This window comes from Nocardioides sp. Z40_12, from assembly GCF_058215795.1.
Window position 1 is genome coordinate 341,893 of the sequence record NZ_JBZAJA010000003.1, and the last position, 15,948, is coordinate 357,840.

Below are 15,948 nucleotides of genomic sequence, written 5' to 3' on the forward strand. Positions count from 1 at the left end.
ACTGCCCTCAGGCGCGGTGGGGCACGACCGGCGGCCAGGTCGCAGTAACCTGCGTCACATGAGCGCCTGGCCCCGGTTCCTGCGTCGTACGCCGCTGGGCACCGAGGCCGACCGCGCCACCTTCCACACGCTGCACACCGCCGCGCTCGCCTCCCCCGCCCTGCGCGAGGGCCTGACCCCGGCGAGCGCGGCGCTGGCCGTGCGCCACCTGCGCGCCCTGCTGGGCTCGCCGGCCGTGGCGCTCACCGACACCGTCGGCCTGCTCGCCTGGGACGGGGACGGCAGCCATCACGCCGGCCAGGTGGCGCGGCTCATCGGCCCCGCGCTCGAGCACGGCGACACCCACACCGCCGATGCCTCGGACCTGCCGTGCGACGACCCGACCTGTCCGGTGCGGCACGCGATCGCCACGCCGCTGGTCGTCGACGACCGGCTGGTCGGGATCCTGATGGCCTTCGCGCCGGAGCCGGCGGCGGGGCTGGTGCTGGCCACCCACGAGGTCGCCCAGTGGGTCAGCGGGCAGCTGGAGCTCGCCGAGCTCGACGCCCAGCGCACCCGCGCGATGGCCGCGGAGGTGCGGGCGCTGCGGGCCCAGATCAGCCCCCACTTCATCTACAACTCGCTGGGCGCGATCGCCAGCTTCGTGCGCACCGACCCCGACCGGGCGCGCGAGCTGCTGCTGGAGTTCGCCGACTTCACCCGTTACTCCTTCCGCTCCCACGGCGAGTTCACCACCCTGGCCGAGGAGCTGCGCTCGATCGAGCGCTACCTGGTGCTGGAGCAGGCCAGGTTCGGCGACCGGCTCCGGGTGACCCTGCAGGTGGCCCCCGAGGTGCTGCCGGTGACGGTCCCCTTCCTTTGCATCCAGCCGCTCGCCGAGAACGCGGTGCGCCACGGCCTCGAGGCGGTGGAGGGCGTGGGCCGGCTGAGCATCGTCGCCCGCGACGCCGACCACGAGTGCCTGATCGAGGTCGAGGACAACGGGGTCGGGGAGGACCCCGAGCGGGTACGCCGCGCCCTGGCCGGCGACGACTCCCTGGACTCCGTGGGCCTGGGCAACGTGGACGCGAGGCTGCGCAACGCCTTCGGGGACGGCTACGGTCTCGTCGTGGAGACGGCCCCGGGCGCCGGCACCAAGGTGATCGTGCGGGTGCCCAAGTTCGCCCCCGGAGTGCACCCATGACCCAGCAGCCACCCGCGCGGACGCCCGCGCCCACCCGCCCGGGCCTGCGCGTGCTCGTGGTCGACGACGAGCGCCCGTCCCTCGACGAGCTCGGGTTCCTGCTCTCCCGCGACCCGCGGGTCGGCGACGTACGGACCTGTGCCACCGCCACCGAGGCCCTGCTGGTGCTGCCGGAGTGGGAGGCCGACGCCGTCTTCCTCGACATCTCGATGCCGGGCCTCAACGGGCTCGAGATGGCTCAGGTGCTGGGCCGGTTCAAGACTCCGCCCCCGATCGTCTTCGTCACCGCCCACGAGCAGCACGCGCTCGAGGCCTTCGAGCTGGCGGCGGTGGACTACGTGCTCAAGCCGGTCCGCGAGGAGCGCCTGGGCGAGGCGATGCGCCGCGTCGTCGAGCGCCGGCAGCCCGACGCGGGGCGCCCGGCCCGGCCGAGCGAGGAGGAGCAGGTCGCGGTCGAGCGCGGCGGGGTCACCCGGTTCCTGGCGCGCAGCGAGATCAGCCACGTCGAGGCCCAGGGCGACTACGCCCGACTGCACACCCGGGACGACTCGTTCCTGGTGCGCACCCCGCTCTCCACCCTGGAGGCGGAGTGGGCCGGCGCGGGGTTCGTCCGGATCCACCGCTCCCTGCTGGTCTCCCTGGCCCACGTGACCGAGCTGCGCACCGACGGCGGCCGCTGCTCGGTGGTGGTCGAGGGGCGCGAGCTCGCGGTCAGCCGCCGGCACACCCGCGAGCTGCGCGACCTGCTGCTGCGCCGGGCCGGACCGTGACCGCCCCTCCCCCGCGGGTCCGGGTCACCGGGCCGCCCCGCCACCACGGCGGCGCCCGGCGGCCCGGCACCGGCGACATCGACGCCGGCACCCGGATCGGCGCGATCCTGATGGGCAGCCTGCTGACCGAGCAGCGCCGGCTGGCCTGGCAGACGCTGCTGGCGCTGGCGCTCAGCGTCGGCTCGTGGCCGCTGGTCTTCCATCTCGCCCCGCACCTGGCCGAGATACGGGTGCTCGGGATGCCGGTGCCGTGGCTGCTGCTCGGTGTCCTCGTCTACCCGTGGCTGATGCTCCTCGGCTGGCTCCACCTGCGCCGGGTCGAGGCCACCGAACGGGCCTTCAGCGAGCTGGTCTCCGAGGCCCGCCCGCCGGAGCCGGACGACGGATGATCGACTCCTGGGCCGCGCTCGTCGGCGCCGTGGGGGTCGCCGTCGCCACCCTGGCGATCGGCACCTGGGGGCTCCGCTTCTCCCGCACCACCAGCGACTTCATGGTCGCCTCCCGCACGGTGCGCCCCGGTCTCAACGCCTCCGCGATCGGCGGCGAGTACCTCTCCGCCGCCTCCTTCCTCGGCGTGGCCGGCCTGGTGCTCACCTTCGGCGCGGACATGCTCTGGTATCCCGTGGGCTGGACGGCCGGCTACCTGGTGCTGCTGGTCCTGGTCGCCGCCCCGCTGCGCCGTTCGGGGGCCTACACGCTGCCCGACTTCGCCGAGGCGCGGCTCCAGTCGCGCACCGCCCGCGCCGCCTGCTCGGTGCTGGTGGTGGCGATCGGCTGGCTCTACCTGCTGCCCCAGTTCCAGGGCGCCGGGCTGGTGCTGCGCCAGGCCGTGGGGGCGCCGCCGTGGGTCGGCACCCTGGTGGTGGGCCTGGTGGTGCTGGCCAACGTCACCTCGGGCGGGATGCGCTCGATCACCTTCGTCCAGGCCTTCCAGTACTGGTTCAAGCTGACCGCGCTGCTCATCCCCGCGGCGGTGCTGCTGGCGGTCTGGGTGGGCGACGGGGCCCTCAACCCCGCGGACGCCGGGCCGCCCGGGGGTGCGGGGTTCTGGTCGATCCCGCTGGGTGACGGCGGGGCGCAGGGGCTCTACGTCACCTACTCGCTGATCGTGGCGACCTTCCTGGGCACCATGGGCCTGCCGCACGTGGTGGTCCGCTTCTACACCAACCCCGACGGGCGGGCGGCGCGGCGCACCACGTTGGTCGTGCTGGGCCTGCTGGGGCTCTTCTACCTGGTGCCCCCGGTCTACGGCGCGCTCGGCCGGGTCTACGCCACCGAGCTGGCCGCCTCGGGCGCTGCGGACACCCTCGTCCTCGAGCTGCCCCGCCTGATGCTGCCGGGCCTGGGCGGCGACGTGCTCACCGGGCTGCTGACGGCCGGCGCCTTCGCGGCGTTCCTCTCCACCTCCTCCGGGCTGACGATCGCGGTGGCCGGCGTGCTTGGCCAGGACGTCACCGGCCGGCGGTTCGGGGAGCGGCGCCTCTCGGGAGTGGCGGCGTTCCGCGTCGGTGCGGTGCTCGCCGTCGTCGTGCCCGCGGTGCTGGCCCTGGCCTCGATGGACGTCGGGGTGGCCCGGGTGGTCGGGCTCGCCTTCGCGGTCGCGGCCTCGACCTTCTGCCCGCTGCTGGTGCTGGGCATCTGGTGGCGCGGCCTGACGGCGCCGGGCGCGGTGGCCGGCCTGCTCGTCGGGGGCCTCGGCTCGGGGTTCGCCGTCGGGTGGACCCTGCTGACCACGGCGACCGAGGGGTGGGCCACCGTGCTGCTCGGCCAGCCGGCGGCGTGGAGCGTGCCGGCCGCCTTCGCCGCCATGGTGCTGGTCTCCCGCCTCACCCGGCACCGGACGCCGGCGGGCACCGACCGGTTCATGGTGCGGCTGCACACGCCGGAGGCGCTCGACCTGGAGCGGTAGACCCCCGCTGGTGCCGCGCGGACGGCACGGCGGCTACCGGGTCAGCGACGTCCGCCAGTCGTGCTCGCCGGACTCCGGCAGGTAGGAGTCGCCGACGGCGGTGTGCTCGAGCAGCAGCACCGCGACGTCGTCGTTGAGCTCGCCCAGCGCCGCGTGCCGGCGTACGCCGTCGAGCAGCCGGTCCAGCGCCTCCTCCAGCGGGCCGCCGACCAGCAGCGGGGCGACCTCTCGCAGGTCGAGGAACTCGCCGCCGGCGTCGCGCGCCTCGCTGACCCCGTCGGTGTAGATCAGCAGCCGGTCGCCTGGCCGCCACGCGAACTCGTGGGCCTCGTAGGCCGTGCCCAGCCCCAGCGGCAGGTCCGCGGGGACCTCGACGAACTCGCAGGTCCCGTCGGGTCGGACCAGCAGCGGCGGCGGGTGGCCGGCGTTGACCAGCACCGGCCGGTCGGCGTCGGTGGTGTCGAGGAGCACCGCCGTGACGAACTCCTCGTCGTCGAAGAACGGGATCAGGTAGCTGCTCATGTCCTCGGCCACCGCCCCGAGGCCCGACTGGATGCCGGCCGCCTGGCGGAAGGCGCGGATCACCCGGGCGGCCTGCTCGATGGCCCCGATCCCCTTGCCCCGGACGTCGCCCAGCAGGAAGCGGGTGTGGCTGCGGGAGTGGTAGCAGTCGTAGAGGTCGCCGCCGATCACCGCGTCCCGCGCCGCCGACTCGTAGCGCGCGGCGATGTCGGTGCGCCGCGCGTGGACGGGCAGCACCGGGAGCACCGCCCGCTGGGCCACGGTGGCGAGCGTGGTCAGGCGCAGGACCTGACGCTCGCGGTAGACCCGGAACGCGGACACCCCGACCGCGGCCAGGCCCATCAGCGCCACGTCGACCAGACGCACCAGGTGCTGCGCGGTGTCCGCGTCGCCGTTCCACCACCCCGACGCGACGGCGGCCACGAGCGCCGCGCCCGCGAAGGCGGCGGTCGGGCCGGCGCTCAGCACGGTGGCCGCGACCAGCGGGGAGAGCGCGAACAGTGGACTCAGCACGACGCTGGAGCCCTCGGTGACGGCGACGTCGGCGACCATGAGCGCGATCAGGGTCGCGAGCGCGCTCGCGCCACCCACCAGCTCGCTCCTGGTCCTCACAGGTGCAGGCTATCTCGGGGCCGTCGGTGACCCCCAGCCACCGTCGACCCTCGGGGTGCGCCGCTCGTCGCGCGGCACCGACCGTTCGGCGCGCCGTCGTACCCGTTCGGCGACCGCCGACCGTGGACCCCTCGCGCGGCGCGTGCGACCTGCGCCACCGTGACGGGGATCACAGCTCGGCGATCATCCAGCCCGAGCCTCGACCCTCGAGGAGCCCCCGTGAGTCCCCATGACCAGGCCGCGCGCCACGACCCGATCTATGACCATCTGTCCGAGCAACCCGAGTTCGCGCGGCTGCGTCACCTCTACCGCAGGTTCATCATCCCGGCCACCGCGGTCTTCATGGGGTGGTACGCGCTCTACGTGGTGATGTCGATGTTCGCGCCCGGCTTCATGAACCACGTGCTCTTCGGCAACATCAACGTGGCGCTGGTCTTCGGGCTGCTGCAGTTCGTCACGACCTTCGGGATCGCCTACCTCTACAGCCAGTACTCCAACAAGCACCTCGACCCGCTGGCCCGCCAGCTCAACGAGGCGTTCGACGCCGACCGGGCCTCCCGCGGCGTCACCGGCAGCCCGCGCCCCGGCCACGAGAGCGCCGGCCAGGGAGGGGACGTCTGATGGACGGCAACCAGATCCTCACCGCGGGGCTCTTCCTCGCGGTCGTCGCACTCACCGTCGCCATCACCTTCTGGGCGAGCCGGCAGACCTCCGGCGCGGCCGACTACTACGCGGGCGGCCGCGGGTTCTCCGGCTTCCAGAACGGCCTGGCCATCGGCGGCGACTACATGTCGGCGGCCTCGTTCCTCGGCATCTCCGGAGCCATCGCGCTCTACGGCTACGACGGCTTCCTCTACTCCATCGGCTTCCTGGTCGCCTGGCTGGTGGCCCTGCTGCTGGTCGCCGAGGTGCTGCGCAACTCCGGCCGCTACACGATGGCCGACCAGCTCGCCTACCGGATGCGGCAACGCCCGGTGCGCACCGCCGCCGCGGTCAGCACGGTGGCCGTCTCGATCTTCTACCTGCTCGCCCAGATGGTCGGCGCGGGCGCGCTGGTCGCCCTGCTGCTCGGCGTGGAGGGCGGCTGGGTGAAGAACTTCACCATCTTCGTGGTCGGCGCGCTGATGATCTTCTACGTCACCGTCGGCGGGATGAAGGGCACCACCTGGGTGCAGATCGTCAAGGCCGTCCTGCTGATGACCGGCTCGGCGCTCATCGTCGTCCTGGTGCTGATGAAGTTCAACTTCAACATCTCCGACCTGCTCGGTGCCGCCGCCAGCAACAACGGCGCCGGCCAGGCCTTCCTGGAGCCGGGGCTGCGCTACGGGGCCGACCTGACCAGCAAGATCGACTTCATCTCGCTCGGTCTCGCCCTGGTGCTCGGCACCGCCGGCCTGCCGCACATCCTGATCCGCTTCTACACCACCCCCACCTCGCGGGACGCCCGCAAGTCGGTGCTGTGGGCGATCGGGCTGATCGGCACCTTCTACCTCTTCACCCTGGTCCTCGGCTTCGGCGCCGCGGCCCTGATCGACCCCGAGGACTTCGACGCGGCCGGCAACCTGGCCGCACCGCGGCTCGCCGAGGTCGTCGGCGGCGGGGTCGGGACGGTCGGCGGGGCGATCCTGCTCGCCCTGATCGCGGCGGTCGCCTTCGCGACCATCCTCGCCGTGGTTGCCGGCCTCACCCTGACCTCGTCGATGTCGGTGGCTCACGACATCTACAACGCGGTGATCCGCAAGGGCGAGGCCACCGAGGCCGAGGAGCTCAAGGTGTCGCGGATCGCGGCGGGCGTGATCGGGCTGGTGGCGATCCTGCTGGCCATCCCGGCGCAGTCGCTCAACATCGCCTTCCTGGTGGCGCTGGCCTTCGCGGTGGCCGCCTCGGCCAACCTGCCGGCGATCCTCTACAACATGTTCTGGCGGGGCTTCAACACCCGCGGGGCCGTGTGGAGCATCTACGGCGGCCTCATCTCGGCCGTCGGCCTGGTGATCTTCTCGCCGGTCTTCTCGGGCAGCGAGACGGCGCTCTTCCCGAACGCCGACTTCGCCTGGTTCCCGCTGCAGAACCCCGGCATCGTCTCGATCCCGCTGGGCTTCCTGCTCGGCTTCATCGGGTCGATCACCTCGCGTGAGCCGGACGCCGCCGAGCGCTACACCGAGCTGGAGGTCCGGGCGCTGACCGGCGCAGGGGCCGAGCGGGCGGTGGTGCACTGACCGACCACCCCCACGCACCTTCCGCGGACGTCATGGGGAGGGGGGCGCTCCGGCGCACTCCCCCATGACGTCCCGGGGGGAGCGTAGGTAGATTCCGTCCTCAGCGAGACCCCGATCACACCGAGCCACCCCGCGATCCCCCAGGAGCCCACTCCCCATGGCTGACGAGACCCTGTCGAACCTGCTGCACGAGAACCGTCGCTTCGCGCCGCCCGCCGACCTGGCCGCCCACGCCAACGTGACCGCCGAGGCCTACGAGCGCGCCGCCCAGGACCGTGAGGCGTTCTGGGCCGACGCCGCCGAGCGCCTCGACTGGGGGCAGAAGTGGGACCAGGTGCTCGACTGGAGCAACCCGCCCTTCGCCAAGTGGTTCACCGGGGCGACGATCAACGCCTCGGTCAACTGCGTCGACCGGCACGTCGAGGCCGGCCGCGGCGACAAGGTCGCCCTGCACTGGGTGGGCGAGCCCGCCGACGACAGCCGGGACCTCACCTACGCCCAGCTCCAGGACGAGGTCTGCCGCGCCGCCAACGCGCTGACCGAGCTCGGGGTGCGCAAGGGCGACCGGGTCGCGATCTACATGCCGATGATCCCGGAGACGGTCGTCGCGATGCTCGCCTGCGCCCGGCTCGGCGCCCCGCACACGGTGGTCTTCGGCGGCTTCTCCGCCGACGCCCTGGCCTCCCGGGTCACCGACTGCGACGCGAAGGTGATCATCACCGCCGACGGCGGCTACCGGCGCGGCAAGGCCTCGGCGCTCAAGCCCGCCGTCGACGAGGCGTGCCGCAAGGCCGGCATCGTGGACAAGGTGCTCGTGGTGCGTCGTACCGGTCAGGAGGTGGAGTGGGACGACCAGCGCGACGTCTGGTGGCACGACGTGGTCGACTCCGCCTCGAGCGAGCACGCGGCCGAGCTGCACGACTCCGAGCACCCGCTCTACGTGATGTACACCTCCGGCACCACCGGCAAGCCCAAGGGCATCCTGCACACCACCGGCGGCTACCTCGTCGGCACCTCCTGGACCCACCAGGCGGTCTTCGACCTCAAGCCGGAGACCGACGTCTACTGGTGCACCGCCGACGTCGGCTGGGTCACCGGCCACTCCTACCTGGTCTACGGCCCGCTGGCCAACGGCGCGACGCAGGTGATGTACGAGGGCACGCCCGACTCGCCGCACAAGGGCCGCTGGTGGGAGATCGTGGAGAAGTACGGCGTGACGATCTTCTACACCGCCCCCACCGCCATCCGGACCTTCATGAAGCAGGGCGACGACATCCCGGCGAAGTTCGACCTCTCCTCGATCCGGCTGCTCGGCTCGGTGGGTGAGTCGATCAACCCCGAGGCCTACATGTGGTACCGCAAGCACATCGGTGCCGACACGGCGCCCATCGTGGACACCTGGTGGCAGACCGAGACCGGTCAGATCATGATCTCGCCGCTGCCCGGCGTCACCGCCGGCAAGCCCGGCTCGGCGATGACGCCGCTGCCCGGGATCGTCGCCGACGTGGTCGACGACGAGGCGAAGTCGGTGCCCAACGGGTCGGGCGGCTACCTGGTGATCAAGGAGCCGTGGCCCGCGATGCTGCGCACCATCTGGGGTGACGACCAGCGCTTCAAGGACACCTACTGGTCGCGCTGGCCGGGCCTCTACTTCGCCGGCGACGGCGCGAAGAAGGACGAGGACGGCGACATCTGGCTGCTGGGCCGCGTCGACGACGTGATGAACGTGTCGGGCCACCGCCTCTCCACCACCGAGATCGAGTCTGCCCTGGTCTCCCATCCCAAGGTCGCGGAGGCGGCGGTGGTGGGTGCCGCCGACGAGACGACCGGCCAGGCCGTCTGCGCGTTCGTGATCCTGCGCGACGCCGCGGGCGACGGTGGCGCCGACATCGTCGAGGAGCTGCGTGCCCACGTGGCCCACGAGATCGGCGCGATCGCCAAGCCCCGGCAGATCATGATCGTGCCGGAGCTGCCGAAGACCCGCTCGGGCAAGATCATGCGCCGCCTGCTCAAGGACGTCGCGGAGAACCGCGAGGTCGGCGACGTCACCACGCTCGCCGACTCCACCGTGATGGACCTGATCAAGCAGAAGGAGTCCGGCCCCGCCGCCTCGGAGGAGTAGCCGCCCGCCACGCCCGCCCCGCCCAGCAGTCGCGCGCTGGGCCGGGCGGGCGTGGCACGTCTGGGCGGGTGGGCGGTTCAGGCGTGGTCGGTGGTCGACTCCGGGGAGACGGCGGGCGCCGGGCCGTCGCCCTCGGGGTCCTGGTCGAGCTCGGTCTCCGCGTCCTGGGGGGAGAACACGAGCAGCAGGGCCACGCCGACCACCGCAGCGATCAGCGAGGCACCCAGGATGCCGACCTTCGCCTCCTCCGTGAGCTGCTCGACGCCGGGGAAGGAGAGCCCGGCGATGAAGAGGCTCACGGTGAACCCGATGCCGGCCACCGCGCCCAGGCCGGTGAGCATCGGCCAGGTGGTGCGGTCGGGCAGCCGGCCCAGGCCGATCCTCACCGCGACGAAGCTGAAGAGCAGGATGCCCACCGGTTTGCCGACCACCAGGCCGGCCACGATCCCCAGGGCCACGCTCGACTCCAGCGCCTCCCCGAGCACGCCACCGCCCAGGTTCACCCCGGCGTTGGCGAGGGCGAAGATCGGCAGCACGACGTAGGCGGAGAGCGGGTGGAGCGCGATCTGCAGCCGCTCGACCACCGGGACCGACTCGTTGAGCAGGAAGCGCAACCGCACCAGCTCCTCGGGGTCGAGCTCGTGGTCGGCCAGCGCCTGCTGGGCGTAGTCCCGCGCGACGTCCTCGCGGAGCAGCGCGACGGCCGGGGCGAGCAGGCCGATGGCGACGCCGGCCAGGGTGGCGTGCACCCCCGACTCCAGCATGGCGAACCACAGCAGCACGCCGACGACCGCGTAGGCCCAGGTGGCCCAGACCTTCATGACGCGCATGAGCACCATCACCGCCAGCAGCGCGGCGGCCACCGCGAGCCACCCCAGGGCGAGGTCGGAGGTGTAGAAGACCGCGATCACGATGATCGCCCCGATGTCGTCGACGATGGCCAGGGTCAGCAGGAAGAGCCGGGCGGCCGACGGGATGCGACGTCCCAGGACGCCGAGGACGCCGACCGCGAACGCGATGTCGGTGGCCATCGGGATGCCCCAGCCGGACGAGCCGTCGCCGCCGCCCACGACCGCGGTGTAGATCAGCGCCGGCACCACCATCCCGCCGAGGGCGGCGACGATCGGCAGGGCGGCCGTCTTCGGGTCGCGCAGGTCGCCGTTGACCATCTCGTACTTGATCTCCAGGCCGACGACGAAGAAGAAGATCACCATCAGCGCGTCGTTGACCCAGTGCTGGAGGCTCTCGGAGAGCTCGACGATCCCCAGATCCAGGGTGATCGGGGTGTGCCAGAAGGTGTCGTAGGACGACGCGGCCGGCGAGTTGGCCCAGACCAGCGCCGCCAGGGTTGCCACCAGCAGCAGGATCGAGCCGGACGCCTCGATCCGCAGGAACTCCCGCAGGGGGCGGGCCACCAGCCGGGCCAGCGGGCGGTCGCTGTAGCTGTAGAGCGGACCGGAGCGCCAGACTCGGTCATCGACCCCGTGGCGTCGGTCGTCTGGGGTGGGGCTGGTCATCTGGGGCCTCTCAGGGGTCGACGGCTTGGCTGACCACCGCGAAGCGCGGCGGGCCGACCAGACTTCCCGGCACTCCGGGTCCCAGCCTAGCAACGGCCGTGTGTCCTGCTTCACCCGAGTTGTGTAGGGTCGCGTCATGGCAACCGAACCGGTCAGGGACACCGATCCGACCATCGGCCGACTGATCAGCGACGCGAGCCGGGACATCTCCACGCTCATCAACAAGGAGATCCAGCTCGCCAAGTCGGAGCTGAAGGTCAGCGTCAAGGCCGGTGGCACCGGTCTCGGGCTGTTCGCCGGCGCGGCCTTCGTCGGGCTGCTGGCGCTCATCCTCTTCTCGTGGACCCTGGTCTACTTCATCCACTGGGGCGGCAGCGGCCTCGCCCTGCACTGGGCCTTCCTGATCGTGACCGTGCTCTACGTGCTGGTCGCGGCCCTCCTCGGGCTGGTCGGCTACCGCAAGGTCCGCAAGGTCCGGGCGCCCGAGCGGGCCATCCACCAGGCCCAGGCCACCAAGGACATCCTCAAGCGCGGCTGATCTTGGGCGGGCTCTCAGCCCGCGCAGTCGCCGGTCTCGACAGGCTCGTCGCCGCGCACGCCCAGGGTGGCGCTCTCCGCGACCTGGGCCGAGGTGAGGGCGTAGCCGGTCTCGGTGTCGGAGACCGAGGCGGCGAAGACCACCCCGACGACCTTGCCGTCGGAGTCGACGACCGGGCCCCCCGAGTTGCCGGGACGCACCAGGGCCCGCAGCGACAGGACCTGCCGGATCACCGCGCCGTCGCCGTAGATGTCGGGCGAGCGGAGGCGCTGCTCGGCGCGCACCCGCCCGGTCTGCACGTCGTACGGGCCGTCCTGCGGGTAGCCCAGCACGGCCACCGGCGCCTTGGCAGCGATCTCGGTGGAGAAGCCCACCGTGGGCAGCCCGGCGGCGGCGAAGGCCAGCACCGCCACGTCGAGGTCCGGGTCGTAGTGGACGACCGTGGCCGGCACCGGCCCGTCGGCGAGCACCACCTCGGGCTCCTCGACGCCGGCGACCACGTGGGCGTTGGTCATCAGCCGCCCGGGGGCGTAGTGGAAGCCCGTGCCCTCGATGCCGCGACCGCAGTCGTTGCTGCCGTAGATCTTGAGCACCGCCCCGGCGGCGGCGATCACGTCCGGGTCCTCCAGCATCCGCGCGTCGCCGGCCGGCACGTCGACGATCCGCTCGGGCGCGAAGGGCTCGAGGTAGCGGGGGAAGAAGGTGGTGCCGACCACGTTGTTGAACGCCTGGAGCACCCGGTCGGCACGGTCGGGCAGGACCTCGTCGACCTCGGCCAGCACCGTGGAGCCGCGCACCAGGGGGGTGACGCCGCCGATCCGTGAACCGGAGATGGCGACCCCCAGCGCCCAGGCCACCAGCAGCACGGCGGACGCGCTCAGCGCCGCCCCGCCGACCGCGTCCAGCGCCCGCACCGGCTGCCAGGTGAGGACGTCGCGGATCCGGGCGCCGACGTACTGCATGAGCGCCTGACCGAGGGAGGCGCTGACGATGACGATGAAGAGCGCGCCCAGCGAGACCCACAGCGAGGGCGCGGCGTCGCCCAGCGCCAGCGGCGCCAGCCAGACCCCGATCAGCCCGCCGACCAGGAGCCCGGCGGTGGCGCTCGCGCCGGTGATGAAGCCCTGCCAGTAGCCGGAGAGGGCGTAGGTGGCGGCGACGACCACGAGCACCCAGTCCAGGACGTTCACGCGACTACTCCCGAAGGTTGGTGTTGGGCGCGAGGTCGGCCCGCGTCTGCACACCTTGCAGCATGTGGGGCGGAAGATCGCGCATCTGGGACCTGTCCCACTCCGTGCCCCAGCCGAGGAACTCGAAGAGCCGCGAGATGATCCCGGCGGTGAACCCCCACAGGATGAGCTCCTTGTCGTCGCCGATGAGGAAGCCGGGGCCGACCCATCCCGACGGGTGCCGGACGCTGATCCGGTGGGCGGGGTCGAGCAGCTCGGAGATCCGCTCGTGGTGGATGGCGTGCACCTCGTCGGGGCTCACCACGCTCACCTCGCCGCGGTCGCGCCAGTAGCCCAGCACCGGGGTGACGGCGAAGTTGGCCGGGGGCAGCCACAGCTCGGGGAGCTCCCCGAAGACCTCCACCTCGGCCGGGGCGAGCCCGATCTCCTCCCAGGCCTCGCGCAGCGCCGCCTCGACCACGCTCTCGCCGGGGTCGATGTGCCCGCCGGGGAAGGAGACCTGGCCGGGCTGGCTGCGCATGTGGTGGGCGCGCTCGGTGAGCAGCACCTCCGGCTCGCCGTCGGCCGACTCGGCGAAGACCATCAGCACCGCACCGCGCCGCGGGTCGCCGCCGGGCGGCACGACGAAGCGGGTGAGGTGGTCGGCGGTCACCTCGTGGCAGCGCTCGACGACGGGGCGCAGCCACTCGGGGAAGCGGCCGGGGTCGGGGGTCTCGGTCACGCCACCCCCAGGTGGGTCTCGACGAGCCCCTCGAGGTGCTCGAGATCCCTGATCTCGACGAACTGCTGCGCCACGACCTGCCCCTCGGCGTCGACGAAGGCGAGGAAGGGGAGCCCGCGCAGGTGCGGGAAGGGCGCCGCGCGGTCGAGGTCGCCGTCGGGGTCGGTGTAGAGCGGGTAGGTCACCCCGGTCTCCTCGACGAGGTCACGCGCCTTCTGCGACTGCGGGTCCTGGAAGTCGATCCCGACGACGGCGACGCTGTCGGCGTGCTTGCGCGCGAACTCCTCGAGGATCGGCATCTCGTCCCGGCAGGGGCCGCACCACGAGGCCCAGAGGTTGACCACGGCGGGCCCCTCCAGGGTCGACAGGTCGAGGGGCTCGCCGCCGTCGAAGGACGCCAGCTCGACGGCGGGCAGAGGGGCGGGCAGGCTGCTCGCAGCCTGGCCGCTGCCCGCCTCGGCGTCGCCCGCGCCGTCGTCGCTGCAGCCCGCGAGCAGCCCGAGGGCGAGCAGGAGGCCTGCCACGGCCCGCGCGCGGCTCACGCCGGACCCTGCGTCTTGACCAGGGCGGCCGCCACGATCGGGTCGGTCGGACCCTCGCCGTACGACGGGCAGAGCTTGGCCACCGGGCAGGCGCCGCAGGCCGGCTTCTTGGCGTGGCAGCGCCGGCGACCGTGCCAGATCACCCGGTGGGAGAGCATCGTCCAGTCCTTCTTGGGGAAGAGCGCCGCGACGGCGTGCTCGACCTTGACCGGGTCGGTCTCGGTGGTCCACCCGAAGCGGCGCGCGAGCCGGCCGAAGTGGGTGTCGACGGTGATCCCGGGGACGTCGAAGGCGTTGCCGAGCACCACGAAGGCGGTCTTGCGGCCCACCCCGGGCAGCGAGACGAGGTCGTCGAGGCGGCCCGGCACCTCGCCGTCGTACCGCTCGACGATCGCCGCGCTCAGCTTGAGCAGCGCCTCGGTCTTGGCCCGGAAGAAGCCCAGTGGCCCGACGATCCGCTCCAGGTCCTCCCGCGGGGCGGCGGCCATCGCCTTGGGGTCGGGGTAGGCCGCGAAGAGGGTGGGGCGCACCGCGTTGACGCGACGGTCGGTGGTCTGCGCGCTCAGCACCGTGACCACCAGCAGCTGGAAGGCGTCGTCGAAGTCGAGCTCGCAGTGGGCGTCGGGATAGGTCTCGGCGAGCACCCGGTCGATCTTGCGGGCACGGCGGACCAGGGCGGTGTCGGGGCGGACGGGTGGGGCGGCGGGCACGCGCCCAGCGTACGGGGGGCCGCCGACAGCACCGACCCCGGCGACGCGCCGCGGAGGCCTGACCAGGACCCCGGATGACCCACTTATCCCCTTGTGACCCCCACCACGGCTAGGATCGAAGGAGACACCTGTCCGTGCACGATCAGCGGACGGGCCGCTAACCATCCGGAGGACTTCTCGTGGACAACGACGTGCTGCGCCAGGCACCGCTCTTCAGCAGTCTGGACGACGAGGCGGCGAGCGCCCTGCGCAACTCGATGGCCGAGACCCGACTGCGCCGCGGCGAGGTCCTCTTCCACGAGGGCGACTCCGGCGACCGGCTCTACATCGTCGTCGAGGGCAAGGTGAAGCTGGGCCGCTCGTCCGCCGACGGCCGGGAGAACCTGCTGGCTGTGATGGGTCCCGGCCAGATGTTCGGCGAGCTCTCCCTCTTCGATCCCGGCCCGCGCTCGGCCACCGTCACCGCGGTCACCGACGCCGCCTTCGCCTCCCTCTCCCACGACGACCTGCTCAAGTGGCTCGACGGCCGGCCGATGGTCGCCCGCAGCCTCCTCTCCCAGCTGGCCGGCCGGCTGCGCAAGTCCAACGACGTGGTCTCCGACCTGGTCTTCTCCGACGTCCCCGGCCGGGTGGCCAAGGCGCTGCTCGACCTCGCCGACCGCTTCGGCCGGACCGCCGACGACGGCGTCCACGTGCACCACGACCTCACCCAGGAGGAGCTGGCCCAGCTCGTCGGCGCCTCCCGCGAGACGGTCAACAAGGCGCTGGCCGACTTCGCCTCCCGCGGCTGGGTCCGCCTGGAGCCCCGCTCCGTGGTGATCATGGACATCGAGCGCCTGGGCCGCCGCGCCCGCTGACGCCCCGCACCGCCGTACCGCCGTCGTACGTCCCGCCGACGTCCGTCGCGCGCGCTGCGCTGCGCCGCCGCTGTCGCGCGCCGTCCCGGCGGACGTCATCACCAACGGTCGCCCCCGCCACCACCCCCGATGACGTCCCGCGGGGTGGGGCGGCGTCCCCCCGGACGTCATCACCAGAGGTCGCCCCCGCCACCACCCCCGATGACGTCCCGCACCGCTCCCCGGCGTCCCGGCGGACGTCATCACCAGCGGTTGCCCCCGCCACCACCCCCGATGACGTCCCGCGGGGTGGGGGAGAGATTCGGCGTGGGTGCCCCGCGAGCCGGGGCCCCCTCCGCGTCAAGATGGGTGAGGGGGGTGACGACGAGCAGGAGTTCCACGAGTTCGCGGCCGCGCGGTCGCGGAGCGGCCGCCGGCAAAGGACCTCGGCCTCTACGAGGAGGGGCAGAGGTCTTCCCGCTCGGGTGGGTCGACGACCCCTCGCGGTGACACTGGTGATGCCGGCCGGCGCCTCGGCCTACCTGCTCCGCCGCCGCGCC

General features: G+C 72.8%; 15 protein-coding genes. 9 read left to right on the forward strand and 6 right to left on the reverse strand.

The features are described from left to right. Positions 1-58 precede the first annotated feature (58 nt). The 4 genes from AC4BG9_RS07930 to AC4BG9_RS07945 are packed head-to-tail and all read left to right on the forward strand — an operon-like array spanning position 59 to position 3,862. Entirely contained in the window at positions 59-1,183 is a 1,125-nt protein-coding gene (locus AC4BG9_RS07930) for a histidine kinase (protein WP_490570537.1), read from the forward strand. Continuing rightward, positions 1,180-1,953 carry a LytR/AlgR family response regulator transcription factor gene (locus AC4BG9_RS07935; protein WP_490570538.1) on the forward strand — a complete coding sequence of 258 codons (774 nt, stop codon included), beginning with the start codon at positions 1,180-1,182 and terminating at the stop codon, positions 1,951-1,953. The genes AC4BG9_RS07930 and AC4BG9_RS07935 overlap by 4 nt, the downstream gene beginning before the upstream one ends. After that, positions 1,950-2,342 (forward strand): hypothetical protein, encoded by a 393-nt coding sequence (locus AC4BG9_RS07940; RefSeq protein ID WP_490570539.1) that lies wholly within the window; start codon positions 1,950-1,952, stop codon positions 2,340-2,342. The genes AC4BG9_RS07935 and AC4BG9_RS07940 overlap by 4 nt, the downstream gene beginning before the upstream one ends. Beyond that, on the forward strand, positions 2,339-3,862 hold the full coding sequence (locus AC4BG9_RS07945; protein ID WP_490570540.1) for a sodium/solute symporter: 1,524 nt from the start codon (positions 2,339-2,341) through the stop codon (positions 3,860-3,862). The genes AC4BG9_RS07940 and AC4BG9_RS07945 overlap by 4 nt, the downstream gene beginning before the upstream one ends. 33 nt (positions 3,863-3,895) lie before the next feature. Here the strand turns inward: AC4BG9_RS07945 and AC4BG9_RS07950 are convergent, their stop codons facing one another. After that, positions 3,896-4,996: a PP2C family protein-serine/threonine phosphatase gene (locus tag AC4BG9_RS07950; protein WP_490570541.1), complete on the reverse strand. Its 1,101-nt coding sequence runs from the start codon at positions 4,994-4,996 to the stop codon at positions 3,896-3,898. A gap of 219 nt (positions 4,997-5,215) precedes the next feature. Here AC4BG9_RS07950 and AC4BG9_RS07955 point away from each other — a divergent pair, with 219 nt between their 5' ends. From AC4BG9_RS07955 to acs, 3 genes are all read left to right on the forward strand, one after another. Beyond that, positions 5,216-5,617, forward strand: a complete 402-nt coding sequence (locus AC4BG9_RS07955; RefSeq protein ID WP_490570542.1) for a DUF485 domain-containing protein — start codon at positions 5,216-5,218, stop codon at positions 5,615-5,617. Continuing rightward, positions 5,617-7,212, forward strand: a complete 1,596-nt coding sequence (locus AC4BG9_RS07960; RefSeq protein ID WP_490570543.1) for a solute symporter family protein — start codon at positions 5,617-5,619, stop codon at positions 7,210-7,212. The genes AC4BG9_RS07955 and AC4BG9_RS07960 overlap by 1 nt, the downstream gene beginning before the upstream one ends. A gap of 157 nt (positions 7,213-7,369) precedes the next feature. After that, positions 7,370-9,334, forward strand: coding sequence for an acetate--CoA ligase (gene acs, locus AC4BG9_RS07965; protein ID WP_490570544.1), 1,965 nt, complete (start codon positions 7,370-7,372; stop codon positions 9,332-9,334). A 77-nt stretch (positions 9,335-9,411) separates the two neighbouring features. Here the strand turns inward: acs and nhaA are convergent, their stop codons facing one another. Further along, positions 9,412-10,851, reverse strand: coding sequence for a Na+/H+ antiporter NhaA (gene nhaA, locus AC4BG9_RS07970; RefSeq protein WP_490570545.1), 1,440 nt, complete (start codon positions 10,849-10,851; stop codon positions 9,412-9,414). Between the two features lie 136 nt (positions 10,852-10,987). On the opposite strand from nhaA, the gene AC4BG9_RS07975 reads away from it, so the two are divergent. Continuing rightward, positions 10,988-11,389, forward strand: a complete 402-nt coding sequence (locus AC4BG9_RS07975) for a phage holin family protein (protein WP_490570546.1) — start codon at positions 10,988-10,990, stop codon at positions 11,387-11,389. A 14-nt stretch (positions 11,390-11,403) separates the two neighbouring features. On the opposite strand, the gene AC4BG9_RS07980 is transcribed toward AC4BG9_RS07975, so the two are convergent. From AC4BG9_RS07980 to nth, 4 genes are read right to left on the reverse strand one after another with little or no spacing between them, the layout of a single operon-like run. Continuing rightward, positions 11,404-12,579 (reverse strand): MarP family serine protease, encoded by a 1,176-nt coding sequence (locus AC4BG9_RS07980; RefSeq protein WP_490570547.1) that lies wholly within the window; start codon positions 12,577-12,579, stop codon positions 11,404-11,406. Between the two features lie 4 nt (positions 12,580-12,583). Beyond that, a complete protein-coding gene (locus AC4BG9_RS07985) occupies positions 12,584-13,300 on the reverse strand; it encodes an NUDIX hydrolase (protein WP_490570548.1) in 717 nt (238 codons plus the stop codon). Beyond that, the gene (locus AC4BG9_RS07990) at positions 13,297-13,842 is read right to left on the reverse strand and encodes a TlpA family protein disulfide reductase (RefSeq protein ID WP_490570549.1); all 546 of its coding nucleotides are present in this window, start codon (positions 13,840-13,842) and stop codon (positions 13,297-13,299) included. Before AC4BG9_RS07990 ends, AC4BG9_RS07985 begins: the two co-directional genes overlap by 4 nt. Then, complete coding sequence (gene nth / locus AC4BG9_RS07995) at positions 13,839-14,552, reverse strand: endonuclease III (RefSeq protein WP_490570550.1); 714 nt, start codon at positions 14,550-14,552, stop codon at positions 13,839-13,841. The genes AC4BG9_RS07990 and nth overlap by 4 nt, the downstream gene beginning before the upstream one ends. A gap of 179 nt (positions 14,553-14,731) precedes the next feature. Here nth and AC4BG9_RS08000 point away from each other — a divergent pair, with 179 nt between their 5' ends. Then, on the forward strand, positions 14,732-15,409 hold the full coding sequence (locus tag AC4BG9_RS08000) for a Crp/Fnr family transcriptional regulator (RefSeq protein WP_490570551.1): 678 nt from the start codon (positions 14,732-14,734) through the stop codon (positions 15,407-15,409). Positions 15,410-15,948: the final 539 nt, after the last annotated feature.

Bases quoted from the DNA above. Each gene is read 5' to 3' on its own strand.
- AC4BG9_RS07930 (WP_490570537.1), top strand. From the start codon at position 59: ATGAGCGCCTGGCCCCGGTTCCTGCGTCGTACGCCGCTGGGCACCGAG.
- AC4BG9_RS07935 (WP_490570538.1), top strand. From the start codon at position 1,180: ATGACCCAGCAGCCACCCGCGCGGACGCCCGCGCCCACCCGCCCGGGC.
- AC4BG9_RS07945 (WP_490570540.1), top strand. From the start codon at position 2,339: ATGATCGACTCCTGGGCCGCGCTCGTCGGCGCCGTGGGGGTCGCCGTC.
- AC4BG9_RS07960 (WP_490570543.1), top strand. From the start codon at position 5,617: ATGGACGGCAACCAGATCCTCACCGCGGGGCTCTTCCTCGCGGTCGTC.
- acs (WP_490570544.1), top strand. From the start codon at position 7,370: ATGGCTGACGAGACCCTGTCGAACCTGCTGCACGAGAACCGTCGCTTC.
- nhaA (WP_490570545.1), bottom strand. From the start codon at position 10,851: ATGACCAGCCCCACCCCAGACGACCGACGCCACGGGGTCGATGACCGA.
- AC4BG9_RS07975 (WP_490570546.1), top strand. From the start codon at position 10,988: ATGGCAACCGAACCGGTCAGGGACACCGATCCGACCATCGGCCGACTG.